A 16,572-nucleotide genomic window follows, 5' to 3' on the forward strand; every position below is an offset into this window, starting at 1 on the left:
TCACTCGTCGCTGATCGCTTTTTTCGACAAAAAAAGAGATCTTTTTTATAATTTACTCTAAGGAGGCGAAAAAAATGAATGATTTCAAAAACAAACGAGTGATTGTAACGGGGGCTGCTTCAGGGATTGGAAAAGCGGTGGCAGAACAATTTCTAGCCCAGGGTGCTCTTGTTGGGTTGATTGATCGCAACGAAGAGGAGCTGCAGGAGTTTCTTGCTGACTATGACGCACAAACCCACTATCGTGCCGTTGACGTCACTGAAGCAGAGAAGCTGCAAGAAGCGATGAGTGGTCTTGTGGAAGAACTAGGTGGTCTCGATGTACTTCACGTCAATGCCGGCATCAACGGTACTTGGACACCGATCGAAGAATTGACGGTGGCGGAATGGGACCAGACAATCAACACAAATTTACGCAGTACCTTTATTACCGTCAAAGCTGCGATCCCATTTATGAAAGCAAACGGCGGCAGCATTGTCATCACGAGTTCAGTCAATGGAAACCGCATCTTCAGCAATTTTGGTGCAACTGCTTACAGTACATCTAAGGCAGGTCAAGTCGCCTTTACAAAAATGGCTGCGCTGGAACTTTCTGGTTATAATATTCGGGTCAATGCCATCTGCCCTGGGGCGATCGCAACGAATATCGATGCCAGCACAGAAATTGAAGAAGAGGTTGCTCGCGTTGAGATCCCCGTCAAATATCCAGAACGTTCTCGACCATTAAAACAAGAAACAGGCGTGCCAGAACAAGTCGCCAACCTTGTGCTTTTTCTATCTTCAGAGGCTGCGGGCAATATTTCTGGAACGGAAGTCTATATTGATGGAGCGGAATCTTTGCTTTAATACAACAAAAAAACGAAAAATCAAACCTGCTCCCCTCACTTGTTTCAAGTAAAACCTGTAAGATGGATCATTTCTTGATTTTTCGTTTTTTCTTTTTGTTTATTTTTCCACCAAAGCTGCGATTTCTTCTAAAAAAGCAGTCTTGCCATAAAAATCTGCATTCAATAACTCGGGAAAAATGGCTTCAAAGAAATAGGTCACACATGGACGATGCTGAAACGCTTTGACCGTCAAAACCGCTTCACGAAACATTTCTTTGAACACTTTGTCGGGGTTGCTTTTTGAGATCTCTTCAAAAGACTCATACAAAAGATCGATCTTATCCGCAATTGCCAACAGCTGTCCTTCAAGGCTGTTGTCTTTGCCATCCGCCAAGCGTCTGCGATACGTCGCTTGAAAGCTTTGGGGGATTTCTTCTTCGATGAAGGCATCGGTCATTTTTTCTTCAACGGTTGATAACATCGCCCGCAATTCTTTGTTTGCATATTTGACTGGCGTTTTGATGTCGCCGATGAAACGTTCCGTGTAATCATGGTTCAAGGCTTTTTCATAAAGAATTTGCCAATCGACTTGATTTCCCGCTTGTTCTTCGATATCGGCTAAGGTCTGGGCAATCATGGTTACTCGAAACGAATGAGCGGCCACGCTGTGCTCGGTAAACTTAAAAAATCCAGGTGCTCGTTGGATTTTTTCTAAATTAGCCAATCCAAGAATAAATTCATTCAATCCCATCAGTCTGCCTCCTTTTTTTCTAAGAGTATAACAACTACTTTCTCCGCAAGCAAATATCACGCGCACAAAAAAAAAGAGCAGCTAAGCTGCTCTTAAAAGGCATTCACAAATTACGCTTTGTTAACGTTAGTCGCTTGAGGGCCACGTTGTCCGTCTTCGATATCGAAAGTCACTGCTTGACCTTCTTCTAAAGTTTTGAAGCCTTCGCCTTGGATAGCTGAGAAATGAACGAATACATCGTTACCGTTTTCTGCAGTGATGAATCCAAAACCTTTGTCTGAGTTAAACCATTTAACTGTACCTGTTTCCATAATAAAAATCCTCCTTGTGTTTATACACATATTTTGCAATTACTTGTATAAGGTGAAAATGTGGAAGATGTTTAAGATGAAACAAGCTACCATAATTTACCGTAACAAAAACTACACTTTGTATTATAGCACATTATCTTCTTTATGACTAATAGAAAATCAAAAAAAATGAAAACGCCTTTATTTTTTTATAATTCGCAAAAAGACTGCTGCACTAAAGATCTGCAACAGTCTTTTCTTTTTTGGAAACGATTTATTTACGAAGGACGCAACTGTGTTTAGTAGCGCAAAATCGCAGTCAAACTTTTTTCTCCTGGGGCATCTTTTTGTTCCAAAATAGATACCTCGCCGCCATTTTCTAAAACATCGATTGCCAGCGTATTTAACACTTGGCGACGATCGTATTCCGTGTCAGGATCTTCTCCAAACCCATCGGCGAGATTGGAAGTCGCTACAAACAGATTGGCGATCCTGCCTTCTTTAGCTGCAGGTACGATATCAACCAATTGGTCAATAAATTTCCGATCCAACAGCTTGCCGTATTCCCCAACTTCTTTTTGTGTCAACTCCGCAATCAGCTTTTGCGTACACGTTTGGATCTCTTTCAAAGATAACGATGCTGGTGAAGAGGAAATGCTTGGTTCTGCTTTGAAAAAGTTCGTTTTTGCCACTTTTTTAAACAGGGTTTGATTTTCTGGTAAAGCAAAAAGATACATTGGTAAATGCTCTTCGTTTGAATAATCATTTTTAAAAAATGCATCAACTGCTTGGTAGTAGTTGACGTGATCGATCTCGACTTCTTCATCTTTGGCACTAAAGCCGTGATAAGCGACGCCTTCTCCCCCTGAGTTAGGGCCACCTTGGGCACTGTAATTAAAGTTGCCGCCGCCAGTGATTTCTTCCCCCAGCGCTTTTTCGATCGTTGTCGGTGCCTCTTCTGGCAACTCGACTTCACGCACTTGATTGTTTTCAACTTGATAGACTTGCATTGAATCGCGATTCAACGCTAAGAGATAAAATGGGTAATTAAATTGTGCGTTTTTGATGACAGCTAATACATACGGGGTTTCCCCTACATAATATTGATCATCCACACGAATACTTAACCGATGGACCAGTACATCTTCTGGTGTGATAATCACCGCCACACTCGTTGTACTGTTACGCCAAAATGATTGATCTGCAAGCAGTTCATCAATTTTCGTTTGAAAAAGATCCCAAGAATGTTCTGGGTATTTCTTTTCAAAGCGGCGCTTCGCATCTTTGGCAAAGTTCTTAAATTTGATTTGATCCTTTTCGACATTCTGGTGGCCGACATGCGTATTGAGCATGATCGTGACAAATGGTCCTTTGATTCCGTCAGATATTACCTGCGATAAAAAACTTTTTCCAAATTTTCCCATTCCACATTACCTCCTGCTTAATCAAATACAAATAAAGTGTACCATGCTTATTTTCTTCCATAAAGTAAAACGATTGCACGCGTTTATTTCTTCATTCGTTTTTCTGATTACTCACTATACTGGCTATTTTTCAGCGGATCAGCCAAGGTATTTCTGGTGGCCCATAGAAAGCCTCGTTTGGTCCAAGTCTGAATGGTGGGCTCTTCTAGCTCTTTTAGACTGTGTCCAACGGATTGGAAAAAGACTCTGCCCTTGCCCCATTTTTTGATCCACATCATTGGCAGTATGACGTCTTGGTTAGCTGCATTCGGATGATCTTTAGCGGCAAATGTTGAGGTAGCTAACACAGTGACGGCTGGATCAACCAGACAATAGTATTGCTCCGTCGTCAACTGAGGGATCGATTGAGTATTTGCCGTAATATAGTGATCTGTCGTAAGATCGATGCTATAGGTCGTTTCCAATCCACCAGGATGTGCCAAAAAACAGCCGCCAGTCAGAAACAACCAGCCTTTACTGGCTTGAAAAGCCGAGGCAAAGCCGCCATGAACGCCTGCTAATCCTAACCCTTCTGCTACAGCCTGAGTGACATTTTGCAGCGGCTCATCAGGCAATTCTCCTCGCGTCCAATTCATGATCAACAGATCCAGCCTTTTTAATTCTTCTTTATGATAGAGAGGTTCAAAATCTGAGGCGAGTGTCACCTGATATCCTTCTGACTCCAGCAACGTTTGGTAAAACTGACTGGTTTCTTTTGGGGTGTGTCCTTCCCAACCTCCGTAAATGATCAATGCTTGTTTCATTTTGTGTTTCCTCCTTTCTTTCTAACTTAGCGAAAAAAATGCAAAAAGCGAAGCAGAACGATTCTCCGTTTTCCTTCGCTAGTAATTTTTTCTGATTTAACGGTTGATTGAACGTCCGACACGATTGATCGTATGGCGCATGCCTCTAATTGCAACCGATGTTTCGAAAATATTTTCGGTCGGTGCCATGCCGCCATAGCCGGCATCACCAATATGCTGCAGATCGACCCCACAAGTTTTGTTGATAACGGCTAATTGTCGCAACGTTTCTGGACGCGCGCTTTCTTGACTCGTTCCGATCGCTGACATCGTCAATAAGTCATATTGTTTGGCAATTTGAACAGCGTCGATCAGATCCTTTTCTAGAAAGCCTTGAATCGAGCCAACGGAAGGCAGTAACAAAATATCTGCTCCAGCTTCAGCGTAAGAAATGATGGCTTCTCGATCAACCACAGGTTCATCTGAGCCGGCACTGTGCATTTTTCCAGCGATGATCAACCCAGAGAAATGTTCTTTTGCCAATTTTACTGCTTTAGCGATTTCTCGGTTGGTCACACCCGTTCCAGGATTGCCTGTAAAGCAAAGAAAGTCCACCCCGAGTTCTTGGGCTTTTTTGATGGTGTCAACCGAACTTGTTCGGCCTTGACTGATGCTGATCTTTTCACTCATCATTTCCGTCGTAGCTGGGATCGGCTCAAGATTGATGCCGACAGGTCGTCCAATCAGTTGTTTTAGTTGAGGAATCGGATTTTCAATGGGCTGTGTAGGATCAAGCAGCTGCTCCAATGTGATACCAGGCATCCCAAAAATAGCTGGACGATAACAATCAAAGCCATTCAACAAAATCAAGTCAGCCCCAAAAGCTGCCGCGACTTCTGCGTTGGTGATGTCGCCAGCTTGCGGCATGGTTTGAACCACCGTTTCACAGACGATCACTCGTCCTTCGCTCGCTTTAATAGATTGTTTCAATTCTTGCACCGACATTTCTTTGATTTCACTATAGTTTGCACTTATCAATCGTTTGACCATGTTTTTCTTCCTTTCTTTTCCTTCTCATCTTGCGAGAAACACGAATAACAGGTAAAATATAGCTATTGTGTTCCCTTAGTTAAATGGATATAACAAGTCCCTCCTAAGGATTAGTTGCTGGTTCGATTCCGGCAGGGAACGTTTTTTGAAGAAAAAGATTCCTTATTATTAAGGAATCTTTTTTTTGTTGGAAAGCAAATACCTCTGCCTCGATTTGCTTAGAAATAATCTTCCAGAATCGGCTTTCCGTCTGGTAAGTTTTCCTGAATCATCACTGCAGCTTCCTTCTCCGTTTCCATTTGCTGGAAAAAGACCAAGGAATCAAGGGATTGCGCCTGCAAAAACAGTTGCACAAAGCGCTGAATCGTCAAGGTTGCTTTTGGCAGCTGGGTGGCGGTCGTTTTCGTGACATGATGCTGAGCGTTTTCGATCGTCACTTCATAACACCCATTATTCCATGGGGCATATTCATCCCCTTGAATTTCTATGGCAAAACGACCAGCTTTTTTCAACGTAAATGGATAGCTTGTTAGAAACCCTTCCACATCGACGACTCTTGCCATCATGTCTGGGCGCACTTGGTAGTGAGCCAATGGTTTGGCTGCATTTACTTGCAGGACTTCCCCATCAAACCCTGGTCGATAATGGATCTGCGCTACTGAATCTGCATGGGAAACGATAAACCGATTGAATCCTTGATACGCGTCAGCGGTCAAATAGCCCCACTCTTGAATATCAAAGCGTCCTCCTTCAACAAAGTAGATCAAATACCCTTCAGGAACGCCCGCTTCATTGCGATAAATCGCAAACGTATACGGTCTGCGCAAAACAAACTTGATTTCTTCCCACCAGGCTTGGCGAATCAGCCCACCTTTTTGATGGCGAGGCAATTGATGATAAATCTCGTGAATGATCGGCTGTGCTTCCTCCCAATTCATGCGTTGAATCCTTCCGTTCACTTTCTTGCCATCGGGCCATTGATGCGCATCAACTTCATAAACGGTGCGTTCAAAGGTATATTCATACCCATATCTGCGATAAAACGCAAAGGAGAAAGGTGCCAGATAGGACAGAACGATTTTTTGTTCATAGCAATCTTTAATGATTTGTTTCATGATCCGATCGATTCGACCTTGGCTGCGATACTCTGGATAAGAAGCCACAAAACCGATCCCTGCCATTGGATAGGTCGTTCCATGAAAATTCACATCAAAAATCGTTGCCATGATTTGGCTCGCTAGTTTTCCATCCTCGTCGTAGGAACCATAATTCCATGAATTCTCCGCAAGCTTGCGATAGCGCTTGATATTTGTTTCATTCAACTCCCACTGAAAGGCATAAGAAACCAATTCCAGTACTTCTTGCGAACCGAATTCGGTCATTTTTTTGACATCTGTCATTCCTTCATCTCCTCTACTTGAAAACACGCAAGAAACGCAAAAAAGGCGTCAGTCGACCCCTTAATATGCTTCTTCCATCATACTCAACATTTTTTTAAATTGCTTGCGTTTGAAATATCCTAGAATGGTGCCTAAGAGCATGTCATTCAATTGTTGGATCATTCCTTCAGAAGTCATTTTTTCTTCATAGTGCAAGGTGCAATGCGCGTCATCTATCGCTTCAATTTGATAGTGTACACGGAAGGTATTTTTTTTCGTCGCCGTTTGGAACGCATAGGCTTGGTTTTTCTTGACTGTTTCAATCGTTATGTTGGCATTGCTATCTTTATAAAATTGTTTTAGATAACTATAGCCTTCTAATTGGTCTTCTGTCAACGTTTGATCTGTCGCTTGTTTAATATCATGTAAAACGGAATCGATGATCGTTTTATATAAAAAGTCAGCGGGTACATTCATTTTTTTAGTGATTTCCATCTTGCGCCTCCTTGTCTTTCTTGTTGCATTTGTGTCCAATTGAAGCCATGATTCCTCCAATAGCCATTAGAATGACTGACGTGATGAGATTCACCCAGTGGTATTCACCTGACTGCGCATTGGCGCTGTATATAAATAACATACTACCGATACTTATAAAAAACAATCCATTTTTAAACATGATATCACCTCACTATTGACTAACGACGTTGAAGTATAGTACTCGGCCCCAATCGGTATTTTTGATTGCGTCCTTGGCAAGCTTCACTGCTTTTTCTTTGTCATCTGCCGTTGTTTCAAAAATCAACTGAATCCCTTTTTTTTCTTTGAAGGTATACTTGATCTCATCTTCTGACAAAGACTCAAGTAATGCTTTGATGTTGTCTTGCTGCATTGCGGAATTTACGATAATCATTTTTTCTCCTCCTAAAAAAGATAGCTAGATGGGTGAAATCACCCATCTAGAACGTTTGCTTCGTTTGATTAGTTCTCTTGGTCTGCTGGATTGATTTTGTTGGCAGCAATAATAAATGGTGCCCAGATCAATAAAGCTACAGCCAAATTAATGATCGTCAAGATGATTGCACGCCAGTCCCCACCGGTAGCCAAGAAGCCACTTAGGATCGTTGGCATTACCCAGATCACATTTACCACAACTGGTGCAACTAAGCCTAATGTTGTTGCAAAGTAAGCAATTGTCGCTGTAACTAATGGTGCAACAATAAATGGAATGATAAACAATGGGTTCAACACGATCGGTAGACCAAACATTACTGGTTCATTGATGTTAAACAAACCAGGTCCAATCCCTAGTTTACCAACTGTCTTGTAGTCGGCACGTTTAGAAAATAGCAAGATTGCGATCAAGAGCATTAAAGTCACACCTGCTCCACCAGGCCAAACAAACGCTTCGAACGAACCTGCTACCCATTTATAAGGAACTGCTTCCCCTAATTGGTAAGCATTGGTATTTTCAACCATGGCCACACCGTAAATCGATTGTAAAACGGGTCCCATGATATTTGTACCATGTAAGCCAAAGAACCACAAAACATGGACAAGCAATACAATGATAAATACGGCAAAGTATCCTTGAGAAAGACCCAATAATGGTTTTTGGATCGATTCGGAGATCCAGTCAATAATTGGCATTCCAACGAAACGTTCAAATAGGTAGTAAATCAAACCTGATGCATATAGCCCGGCGATCCCTGGGATAATTGCTGCGAAAGCACGAGAAACTGCTGGTGGCACTGAATCTGGCATTTTGATAATAATATTTTTTTGCATCAATTTTGCAAAGATAATAACTGAAACGAAACCAAAGATGATTGCGGTGAACAATCCTGAGCCGCCCATATAAGCACTAAATGGGAAATAGCCCCAGCCAGCAGCGCTGATCGTTGAACCATCTGCTGCAAATCCTGATGTAGCACTTGTGCTGTTGATCAAGTCTACTACGTTGGTTGGTAGTGCTTCTTCTAATGCTAAAGAAAGAGAAGCTGATTGTGGAATACCCATAATAAATGCTGCTAAAGAAACCAACGCACCTGATAGTGCATCAACATTGTAAGCCTTTGCTAAATTATACCCAAAAGATGCTGAGAAGATAACCGCCATGATTGCTAAGGTACCTGTCCAAACTAATCCGTTGACGGCAATCACTGGTGTGAAAAATTTGGTGATTGCATTGTCCGCACCTAGATAAGTGTTTGGAAAATCACGCATGAAGGCGTTCAATAATACTGCAATTGCCCCAGCCATCGTTGCTGGCATCATTCCGATAAAGGCATCCCGCAAAGCAACCAAATGCTTTTGCGCACCAATTTTAGCTGCAACTGGGAGAATGTGTCTCTCCATCCAACTTGTTAATCCATCCATTCTTAATTCCTCCTATAAGTTCTATTCGTCAAAGAAGATTTTTTGATTCATCGACAATAACTACTTCTATCCGTTCAAAGATTATTCGTTATTTAGACGTCGATAGACATCAATGATTTCTTTCGCTAAATCGGTAAATGCGATTGACGTCATTAGGTGATCTTGTGAATGCACTGTCAACAATGTCACGGTCATATGATTGCCTTGCGCTTCTTGTGTCAATAATCCTGTTTGCGAATGATGCGCTTCCACAAGAGATGCTTCAGCATCTTTGATTTTTTGGTCAGCTAATTCGAAGTCCCCTTCTTTTGCTGCCGCGATTGCTTCCATTGCGTCACTTTTTGCATTACCACCATACATGATCAATCCCATAATGGCTTCCAAATTTTGCTCATCCATCTTTAAAAATCCTCCTTACACTTCGATCCTAAAAATCTTAGTTCATTAATGTTTCTGCTTGTTGCAATACTTTTTCGCCGTTCATCATGCCATAGTCTGCCATGTTGATCACGTCCAAAGGAATGCCTTTTGGTGCTAGCTTTTGTTCAAATTGTGATTTCATGAATCGTACTTGTGGTCCTAATAATAGAACATCGACTGGTTTCGACTCCAAATGTTGGTCGGCTTCTGAAGCTGAAACAGCAAAGATATCTGCTTCCATTCCTTTTGCTTCGGCTGCTTTTTGCATTTTCGTCACCAATAGACTGGTACTCATCCCTGCTGAACAAACAAGCATAATCGTTTTTTTCGCCATCGCGTATCCGCTCCTTTCTGTTGTAAGTTACACTTTACTATAAAGCAAAAAGCGTGCCAAAAAAAAAATAAGTCCAGACCTTTATATATCAATGGTCTGAACCAATTTTTCTTTTGCACACTCACGAATTTTTCATTACACACTAATATTGTGTGCGGATTCATCATAACTTTTTATTTCATTTTCTAAGAACATTTGTGTTAAATAGGCGATCTCATCTTCAGAGATTTTGATTTGATAGTTTTTCTCTATCTGCAATAAATGAGTTCGCAACACATCTGTTTCGATACGATAGCGTTTTTGGAAGGCCGCCAAATTGGGGAAGGTACGAGAATGTTCCTTCTTCAATAAACCTTCCACTAGAAAGGCTAAATGAACCACTAAGCCCGCATCAACGGTAGGTTCAACAATCACATGCAATTGATTTTGAATTTGATGAACGATTCGTTGTAGACTTTCGATCAGATGATAGACGGACCCCACATGCGTTAAAGTATTTTCTAATGAACGTACGATTTTTTCGATCGGCACTTCATCTGAAACGATCCGCTTCAGCACATTCAACCGATTGTCATCAAAGACATCATAGGCGGAAAAGAACGGGATATTTTGATAATCGATCTCGACGGTGCCCGCAATGGCTTTGATCTCATATTCTTCTAGCAAGCCATCAATATGTTTCTTGAAGGTTTCTTTTTCAATAAATTGCATTTGAATGATCTCGACTTTTGATTGATCGACGACGGGATAAATTCGTTGATAAAGTTTGGCAGCGACACCTTCTCCAGTAAAGCAAGTGACGATGACTGCTTTTTTATTCCCCTTCGCTTCGCGAACTGTGCGGAACTGTTCTTGCACGATGGTTTCAAAAGAACGCTGAATGTTTTGATAAATGTCTTCTAAACTTCGGCCACTTTCCGCCATTCGCAAAGCCTCTAAGACGATCATCGTACTGACCATCGAGATGGCTTTCGTACGAATCCCGGTCTCTTCAGAAATCAAATTCGCAAATGAATTGAGGGAACCCATATCAGTTAAAAGCAATAAGCCGTTGCTCATCTTTTCCTTATTGTCAGTGACATAGTTCAATAGCTGCTCATACATTTGACCGACTTCCATATCTAAAGACATATTCATCGCTTTGCCGTGGTCGGTTTCAAGCAGCTCTTGTGCCGTTTCCAACATACTGCTGGCAGTCGCCTTGCCGTGCATCAAGACAATGATCTCGACTTTTTCAAGGGGCAGCTGCGAGGGTTGTTTGACTTGAATCGCTAAAAACATACTGATAAAGCCGATCTCATCGAAGGGGATCTCGACATGGCGTTCTTCTTCGATAATGGTCGATAGATCCATTGCCACCTGGAACTCGGATTTCAAGTTTTTTCTGACTGTATTCAAATCTGGGTGAACGATCATATGTCCTTCCTTGACACGTTCCAGTGTACTTTGCAGATGCAGTGCAAAGGCAAAGCGGGCTTTTTCACTATAGGTTCGAGACAATCTTTGCCCAGCTAGATCATAAAGAACATTTGTCAGTTTCCAAATGTCTTCTGGAATCAGTTCTTTATGAACGGGATTTTGGATCAATTCTTCGACATACTTTTCAAAGTACGCATCGACATCTTTAGAGATCAAATTTTCCAGATCGACATTGGCTACGCCCGTTTCAATCAGCGAGCTGACTTTTTCTTCGATCTCGTTATACACTTGCATATTCCGTTGTGGATCACGAGACCAGACGACATCTGGGTCGCCAGGTTCAAAACTTAGAAAGTCGCCTTTGCCATCCAAAAACCGATCCAAGCGTTCCGACATTTCTTTGATCTTCAGCAAGCCTTTTTGAACTTGCAAGGAGCAGTCGCCTTTTCGAATCAGCAAGTGTTTTTTTCCATAGGTTCGATAATGCAAAAATGCTTTGGCACAGACGAGTTTAAGGTCGCGCTTGATTTGACCAATGTTGCCTTCTGCATCATAGAGCATAAAGGCCAATATCGCATCTCGTTCGACATCGATTCGTTGGTTCAGACGGGTCGCCTCTTGCTTGATAAACAACGAAATGATTTCATACCGTTCATCTAAGGAACGACTTTCCACATTTGGCAAAGTAATAGCCATGGGAATTCGCCGATTGAAGGTCGTTAAAAAGGTTTCTGATGATTCCGTGGTGGCACCGATGATCTGCACGGCGGCTTCATGAACTTGATTACTTTCCCCTAATGGACGGTAGATCCCTTTATCAATGAAGGTAAAGAGCATTTCTTGGCCTTCTGGCGGCAGTCGATGGATCTCATCTAAGAACAGGATGCCGCCATCGGCTTTTGCCATCAACCCCGGACTATCTTCTGCGGCACCAGTGTAGGCGCCTTTTTTGATGCCAAAGATGTGACCAAACAACAACTGCGGATTTTGTGCATAATCCGCACAGTTAAAGGACACGAATGGGGCATCTTTTTCTAACATATTTGATTCAACCGCAAAGTGATACATACATTCGGCAAATAAGGATTTACCCGTACCTGTCTCACCAAAAATAATGGTATGGAGTCCTCTAGGCGGATATAAGATCGCCGCTTTGGCTTGCTGGATACTTACTTTCAAGGAAGCTTGGACTCCAACCAGACTTTCAAAACTAACTTCAGAGGAAACATCCACATGGACCGTTTCTTCTAAAGGCTCATAAACAACCGGACGGCCGGAACGTTTGCCGATTTTCTTTTCTTTATAAAGCTCACTGAGATAACGGCTTGCATTGCTGCGATCGATTTGTAAGATTTTAGCGACATCAACTGCGGTCAACCCTTGCTTATGCAGTTCGATCGTTTGAAAAATCTCTTCTTTTCGCGAATTCATTCGATAGCCTCCTCATTTTTTTACACACTAATAATAAACAACGTTAATGGTAACACAAAAAGACGCTCAATGGCGTCTTTTTCCTTTGTCTTTTTGCTTTTTCGTCTTTTTCTTGCTCTTTTTAACAGGAGTGTGTAAATTTTCAGGCGTTTTCTTGGAAATTTTCTGCACACTTGCTGTTTTCATTTCTTTCTTGCTTTCTTTTTCGACAACAGGTGCTTCTGTGTGTAACTGTCCCCCATGTAGATAGACTTCCTTGAGTTCTATGGACAATTGATTCGCGATTTTTTTCAAATCCTTCAACGAATGGTCTTGAACGATCGTAACGACAGTTCCTTCTTTGCCCATTCTTCCAACGCGTCCTGCGCGGTGTAAATAGGATTCTTTTTCTAAAGGGACTTCTGTATTGATTACGTAAGGCAGATCCACGACATCTAAGCCGCGAGAGGCGACATCGGTTGTCAATAGTTCCACTAGTTTTCCTTGACGAAAGCTCTCTAATGCACCTTTTCGTGCAAGTTTGTTTTGATCAGATGCCAGAGAGGCCACCGGCAAGCCATGAAACAATAGCTTTTCTTCCGCATTCCCCATTGTGCTTAATTCATTGAAGAAAACCAAGGCTTGAAAGTTTGGTAAATGAGCAAAGCGTCTTAAAGCATCCACGATTCGTCGTTGCGGATAGTTCAAATAGTAATGATGGATGACACCTTTGCTCTGATCTTCTTGGGTAACATCAATGATCAGCGGCTCTTTTGACACGAATGGTCGAATCTCATCGATCACTTCGTTCGCGGTTGCTGAAAAGAAACTACGCTGGATTTGTTTTGGTAATGTTTGATTGATCTTAGCTGCCAGGGTGAAGGCACCCTCTTTCAATAATTGGTCAACTTCATCCAATACCAACGATTGCAGCTGCTGGGTCTTGATTTTTTTGGCTTTGATCAACTCTAACACACGGCCTGGGGTACCGATCAAGACCTCGGGTTTGTCTTTTAGTTTTTCCACTTGGCGTTTTGTACTTGCGCCGCCAATTAGCGGCAGAACGGTCAAACCAATGGCTTGGGCCCATTCCCTTGCTACTTCTGTGACTTGCATCGCTAATTCTTGTGAAGAAGTCAAAATCAACAGCTGATTGCCTTGCTTTTTTTCAACCTTCGTTAACAATGGCAAGAGATACGCCAAGGTTTTACCTGAACCAGTCGGTGAGATTCCTATGACAGACGCGCCGTCTTTTAAAGGACCAAAGGTTTTTTCTTGGATCAAGGACGGTGCGTGATATCCTGCCGCTTGCCATTTTTCCTGCCAGACGTCTGGCAATTGTGTCAATTCAAATACTGTCATAAATGTTCCATTCCTTATTTTTTATCTGCATCAAAAATGATGTCGGCCTGCTTACGCATCAACGAGACGGTTTCATTGACACTGCGGGCAAGTTCCACCCATTCCTCATAGCGTTGTCCTTGTTTAGGATCATCTTTGTTTTCGATGATGTCTGCAAAGTCTTGCGCTTCTTCGATCATCGGATTGTCTAAAGCAGCGACTGCTAATGCCTGGGTTTGTTTTGTTTTTCGCTCATAAAATGCGGCTTCTTCAATAGCATTGACGGCATTCAAATCTAATGTCCCGTCTTCAAAATAAATTTCTGATCGTAACTCTGAATCAGCGATTTTGCCTGTTTGGATCGTGACATCAAAATCAGCATAGCGTAGCACAGCAGTCCCGATACCATCTACACCGGTCGGTAATTTGCGGGCAAAATAATGAACGTCCTGCGGTTTACCAAACCAAGCGACCGCCGCATATACTGGATACACACCCAAGTCGGCTAAAGCTCCGCCAGAAAAATGTGGAGAAAAGATATTTGGTTCCTCCCCAGCTAGTACAGCGTCATAACGAGACGAGTATTTCATATAAGAAAAGTTCGCCCCAAGAATGGCACCGCGTGTCGGTAAGAATTCGGCTACGGTTGAAAAACTCGCTTCATGAATGTTGCGAGCTGCTTCAAAGAATAAAACCTGTTGTTGGTTTGCTAGGTCAATGATCTCCGCCATTTCCTCAGGCGTTGAAAAGGCTGGCTTTTCCACAATGACATTTTTTCCTGCCAAAATACCTTGCTTGGCTTGTTCAAAGTGCAAACTGTTCGGAGAAGCGATATAGACCGTGTCCATATGAGCTAAGCCAAAAAAAGTGGCCAAATCGGTCGCATATTCGATGTCCCCGTATTTTTCCCCAAAGCGTTGCGCTGTGGCTAATTTCCTTGAGTATACGGCTACCAATTGATACCGTTTGGTTTCGTGGGCTGCTTGTACAAATTGATCGGTGATCCAATTTGTGCCGATAATCCCTAAATGAATCATGTGTTTTCCTTCTTTCTTCTATAGATTGGGGTCGTCAAATTCGACGTTCAAATCAAAAGGGATCGGTTCTTTGACCGCGATCATCCCTTGGTTTACCTGGCAATTATAAGCAAACACTTCGACACCTTTGCTTTGCGCTTCAGCGATCTTATCGGCCAGATCCGGCTGCATCTGTCGATGGATCGTGGCGCTTTGCACCACTTCAAATTGGATCATGAACAAAACCGCCGCATAATAGCCTGCTTCTTTGGCATGGATCAATTCATTGACGTGTTTCAAGCCGCGAATCGTTGGCGCATCTGGGAAAGCGCCGATTTGCTTGTTTTCAAGTGTCATCCCTTTAATTTCTATAAACCCTTTTTCTTGTTCGTCTGTTTCAAAATAAAGATCAAACTTAGACATCCCATAGACGACTTCACGCCGCAAGAGGGCAATTTTCCCTTTGATATTTGGCAACTGGATCGTGCCATCCAAAAGGCCTTCATAGCCTAACCGATTGGGTACTTGACTATCAATATTGATCCATTGGTCTTCTTTCTTGACTGAGATCAAATCGTAATTGGTTTTACGTTTCGGATTGTCCCAATATTGGAGGGTCACGAGTGCCCCTTTGTGCAATAGTTCTTTTCCTCGTCCCGTATTTTTCACATGGACGATCACTTCTTGCCCATCGACTAGACATCGGGCAATGAATCGGTTGTCGCGAACGAGAAACGTGGCTAAGAGGGTATTCGGATAATTCATTTTCTCACCTGCTCTTTTGAATCATAGCATATTTTGATAAAAACTTCTAAACTTCAAACTAAAGTACCATGCTTTTTTACCTTCTCATGGTATACTTATGGCAATTATTTTCTAGTGTGCAGAAGCGGGCATCTTGTTCACAAGGTGCAACTAGATGAATCGTAAGTGATAGGACGTGTATAAATGAAGAAAAGGTCTCTATTGATTGGTTTATCTCTAGCAACGGGCGTGGTCAGCTCCTTGCTGTTGCGAAAGGAAAAACAAAAAAATGAAAACCGCCAAAATTTCATTGGAAATTGGCGTTTTACTTCAAAGACAAAAGAAGATGTCATTTTAGAAATTGCCAATGATTATTCATTGACCATCGAAGGCAAACCGTTGCCTGTTTCCATTGTTGAACTGACTCCGATGCGATTAGTGTTACTGGACACATTTGGCTATCATTTAGTTCTGGAACAAAAAGGCTCCGTTATTACTTTATATGATGAAGCAGAAGATTGCCACTATTCTTTGACAAAAATCGCCTAAGGGACATGAGAAGATCGAGTTCATGTTTTCTTCACATTTTCTTCGGTCAATTCTCAGACTTTTTATCAGCATTTCCTGGCAATCCATGCTATCATTAACTTAACAAGTGGTTGAACAAGGTGTTCCGTTGAGTGATGTTTGATCGTTCATAGATTAAGGTGTAGGTTCGATTCCTACCTTCCACATTTATTTTAAACAGAAAGAAGGGATTTTTATGTTAACGACCTTTATTTCACTCTTTTCCATCTTTGCTTTAGCTGCGTTACTAGCTGGGACATTCATTTTAGCAAAATTGGCCATGCAACAAGAAACGAGAGCAGTGAAAGTTCCCGTCAGAGCCCAAAACCAAAACCCGAGAATCCATTCCAATCGTCGCTAAGTGAAATCGTTTGACCCGATGTCAATTCAGAAAAACTTGTCTTCTTTATTAAATAGGAAGGCAAGTTTTTTTTGCTGTCTTT

Annotated in this window: 19 protein-coding genes and 1 tRNA gene; 4 read left to right on the forward strand and 16 right to left on the reverse strand. The window is 42.1% G+C overall.

Annotated features, from left to right (window positions below; translation table 11 throughout):
* The first annotated feature begins 74 nt into the window (after positions 1-74).
* A complete protein-coding gene (locus tag IGI82_RS11895) occupies positions 75-845 on the forward strand; it encodes an SDR family oxidoreductase (protein WP_015510036.1) in 771 nt (256 codons plus the stop codon).
* 99 nt (positions 846-944) lie between these two features.
* Here IGI82_RS11895 and IGI82_RS11900 read toward each other — a convergent pair whose 3' ends face one another.
* The 5 genes from IGI82_RS11900 to IGI82_RS11920 form a co-directional block, all read right to left on the reverse strand.
* Positions 945-1,577, reverse strand: a complete 633-nt coding sequence (locus tag IGI82_RS11900; RefSeq protein ID WP_010749341.1) for an HD domain-containing protein — start codon at positions 1,575-1,577, stop codon at positions 945-947.
* A gap of 110 nt (positions 1,578-1,687) precedes the next feature.
* On the reverse strand, positions 1,688-1,888 hold the full coding sequence (locus tag IGI82_RS11905; protein ID WP_003126918.1) for a cold-shock protein: 201 nt from the start codon (positions 1,886-1,888) through the stop codon (positions 1,688-1,690).
* A gap of 278 nt (positions 1,889-2,166) precedes the next feature.
* Complete coding sequence (locus IGI82_RS11910) at positions 2,167-3,291, reverse strand: baeRF6 domain-containing protein (protein ID WP_087627739.1); 1,125 nt, start codon at positions 3,289-3,291, stop codon at positions 2,167-2,169.
* Positions 3,292-3,398: 107 nt separating this feature from the next.
* Entirely contained in the window at positions 3,399-4,094 is a 696-nt protein-coding gene (locus tag IGI82_RS11915) for a ThuA domain-containing protein (protein ID WP_087627740.1), read from the reverse strand.
* Between the two features lie 96 nt (positions 4,095-4,190).
* On the reverse strand, positions 4,191-5,123 hold the full coding sequence (locus IGI82_RS11920; protein ID WP_438842267.1) for a DUF7916 family protein: 933 nt from the start codon (positions 5,121-5,123) through the stop codon (positions 4,191-4,193).
* Positions 5,124-5,192: 69 nt separating this feature from the next.
* Here IGI82_RS11920 and IGI82_RS11925 point away from each other — a divergent pair.
* Positions 5,193-5,264: transfer RNA gene (locus IGI82_RS11925), tRNA-Arg, on the forward strand.
* Between the two features lie 77 nt (positions 5,265-5,341).
* Here IGI82_RS11925 and IGI82_RS11930 read toward each other — a convergent pair.
* From IGI82_RS11930 to sfsA, 11 genes are all read right to left on the reverse strand, one after another.
* Positions 5,342-6,523 carry a GNAT family N-acetyltransferase gene (locus IGI82_RS11930; RefSeq protein WP_142973176.1) on the reverse strand — a complete coding sequence of 394 codons (1,182 nt, stop codon included), beginning with the start codon at positions 6,521-6,523 and terminating at the stop codon, positions 5,342-5,344.
* Positions 6,524-6,583: 60 nt separating this feature from the next.
* Complete coding sequence (locus tag IGI82_RS11935) at positions 6,584-6,997, reverse strand: DUF3284 domain-containing protein (RefSeq protein ID WP_005229481.1); 414 nt, start codon at positions 6,995-6,997, stop codon at positions 6,584-6,586.
* On the reverse strand, positions 6,984-7,178 hold the full coding sequence (locus IGI82_RS11940; RefSeq protein WP_438842268.1) for a hypothetical protein: 195 nt from the start codon (positions 7,176-7,178) through the stop codon (positions 6,984-6,986). Before IGI82_RS11940 ends, IGI82_RS11935 begins: the two co-directional genes overlap by 14 nt.
* 12 nt (positions 7,179-7,190) lie before the next feature.
* Positions 7,191-7,412 carry a hypothetical protein gene (locus tag IGI82_RS11945; RefSeq protein WP_005231914.1) on the reverse strand — a complete coding sequence of 74 codons (222 nt, stop codon included), beginning with the start codon at positions 7,410-7,412 and terminating at the stop codon, positions 7,191-7,193.
* A gap of 68 nt (positions 7,413-7,480) precedes the next feature.
* Entirely contained in the window at positions 7,481-8,878 is a 1,398-nt protein-coding gene (locus IGI82_RS11950) for a PTS sugar transporter subunit IIC (RefSeq protein ID WP_081116262.1), read from the reverse strand.
* Positions 8,879-8,959: 81 nt separating this feature from the next.
* Positions 8,960-9,277: a PTS lactose/cellobiose transporter subunit IIA gene (locus IGI82_RS11955; protein ID WP_005229473.1), complete on the reverse strand. Its 318-nt coding sequence runs from the start codon at positions 9,275-9,277 to the stop codon at positions 8,960-8,962.
* A 37-nt stretch (positions 9,278-9,314) separates the two neighbouring features.
* A complete protein-coding gene (locus tag IGI82_RS11960; protein ID WP_005229471.1) occupies positions 9,315-9,632 on the reverse strand; it encodes a PTS sugar transporter subunit IIB in 318 nt (105 codons plus the stop codon).
* A gap of 135 nt (positions 9,633-9,767) precedes the next feature.
* Positions 9,768-12,482 (reverse strand): sigma 54-interacting transcriptional regulator, encoded by a 2,715-nt coding sequence (locus IGI82_RS11965; protein ID WP_438842269.1) that lies wholly within the window; start codon positions 12,480-12,482, stop codon positions 9,768-9,770.
* Between the two features lie 66 nt (positions 12,483-12,548).
* On the reverse strand, positions 12,549-13,823 hold the full coding sequence (locus IGI82_RS11970; RefSeq protein WP_115232561.1) for a DEAD/DEAH box helicase: 1,275 nt from the start codon (positions 13,821-13,823) through the stop codon (positions 12,549-12,551).
* A 14-nt stretch (positions 13,824-13,837) separates the two neighbouring features.
* Entirely contained in the window at positions 13,838-14,839 is a 1,002-nt protein-coding gene (locus IGI82_RS11975) for a Gfo/Idh/MocA family protein (RefSeq protein ID WP_438842270.1), read from the reverse strand.
* 18 nt (positions 14,840-14,857) lie between these two features.
* A complete protein-coding gene (sfsA, locus tag IGI82_RS11980) occupies positions 14,858-15,583 on the reverse strand; it encodes a DNA/RNA nuclease SfsA (RefSeq protein WP_060792906.1) in 726 nt (241 codons plus the stop codon).
* Between the two features lie 183 nt (positions 15,584-15,766).
* On the opposite strand from sfsA, the gene IGI82_RS11985 reads away from it, so the two are divergent.
* Together IGI82_RS11985 and IGI82_RS11990 are read left to right on the forward strand one after the other, a co-directional pair.
* On the forward strand, positions 15,767-16,111 hold the full coding sequence (locus IGI82_RS11985) for a DUF4828 domain-containing protein (protein WP_016610747.1): 345 nt from the start codon (positions 15,767-15,769) through the stop codon (positions 16,109-16,111).
* Positions 16,112-16,325: 214 nt separating this feature from the next.
* A complete protein-coding gene (locus tag IGI82_RS11990) occupies positions 16,326-16,490 on the forward strand; it encodes a hypothetical protein (RefSeq protein ID WP_438842271.1) in 165 nt (54 codons plus the stop codon).
* The last annotated feature ends 82 nt before the right edge of the window (positions 16,491-16,572 follow it).

The sequence above is a fragment of the Enterococcus sp. AZ067 genome (assembly GCF_051715005.1).
GTDB classification, from domain to species: domain Bacteria; phylum Bacillota; class Bacilli; order Lactobacillales; family Enterococcaceae; genus Enterococcus_D; species Enterococcus_D casseliflavus.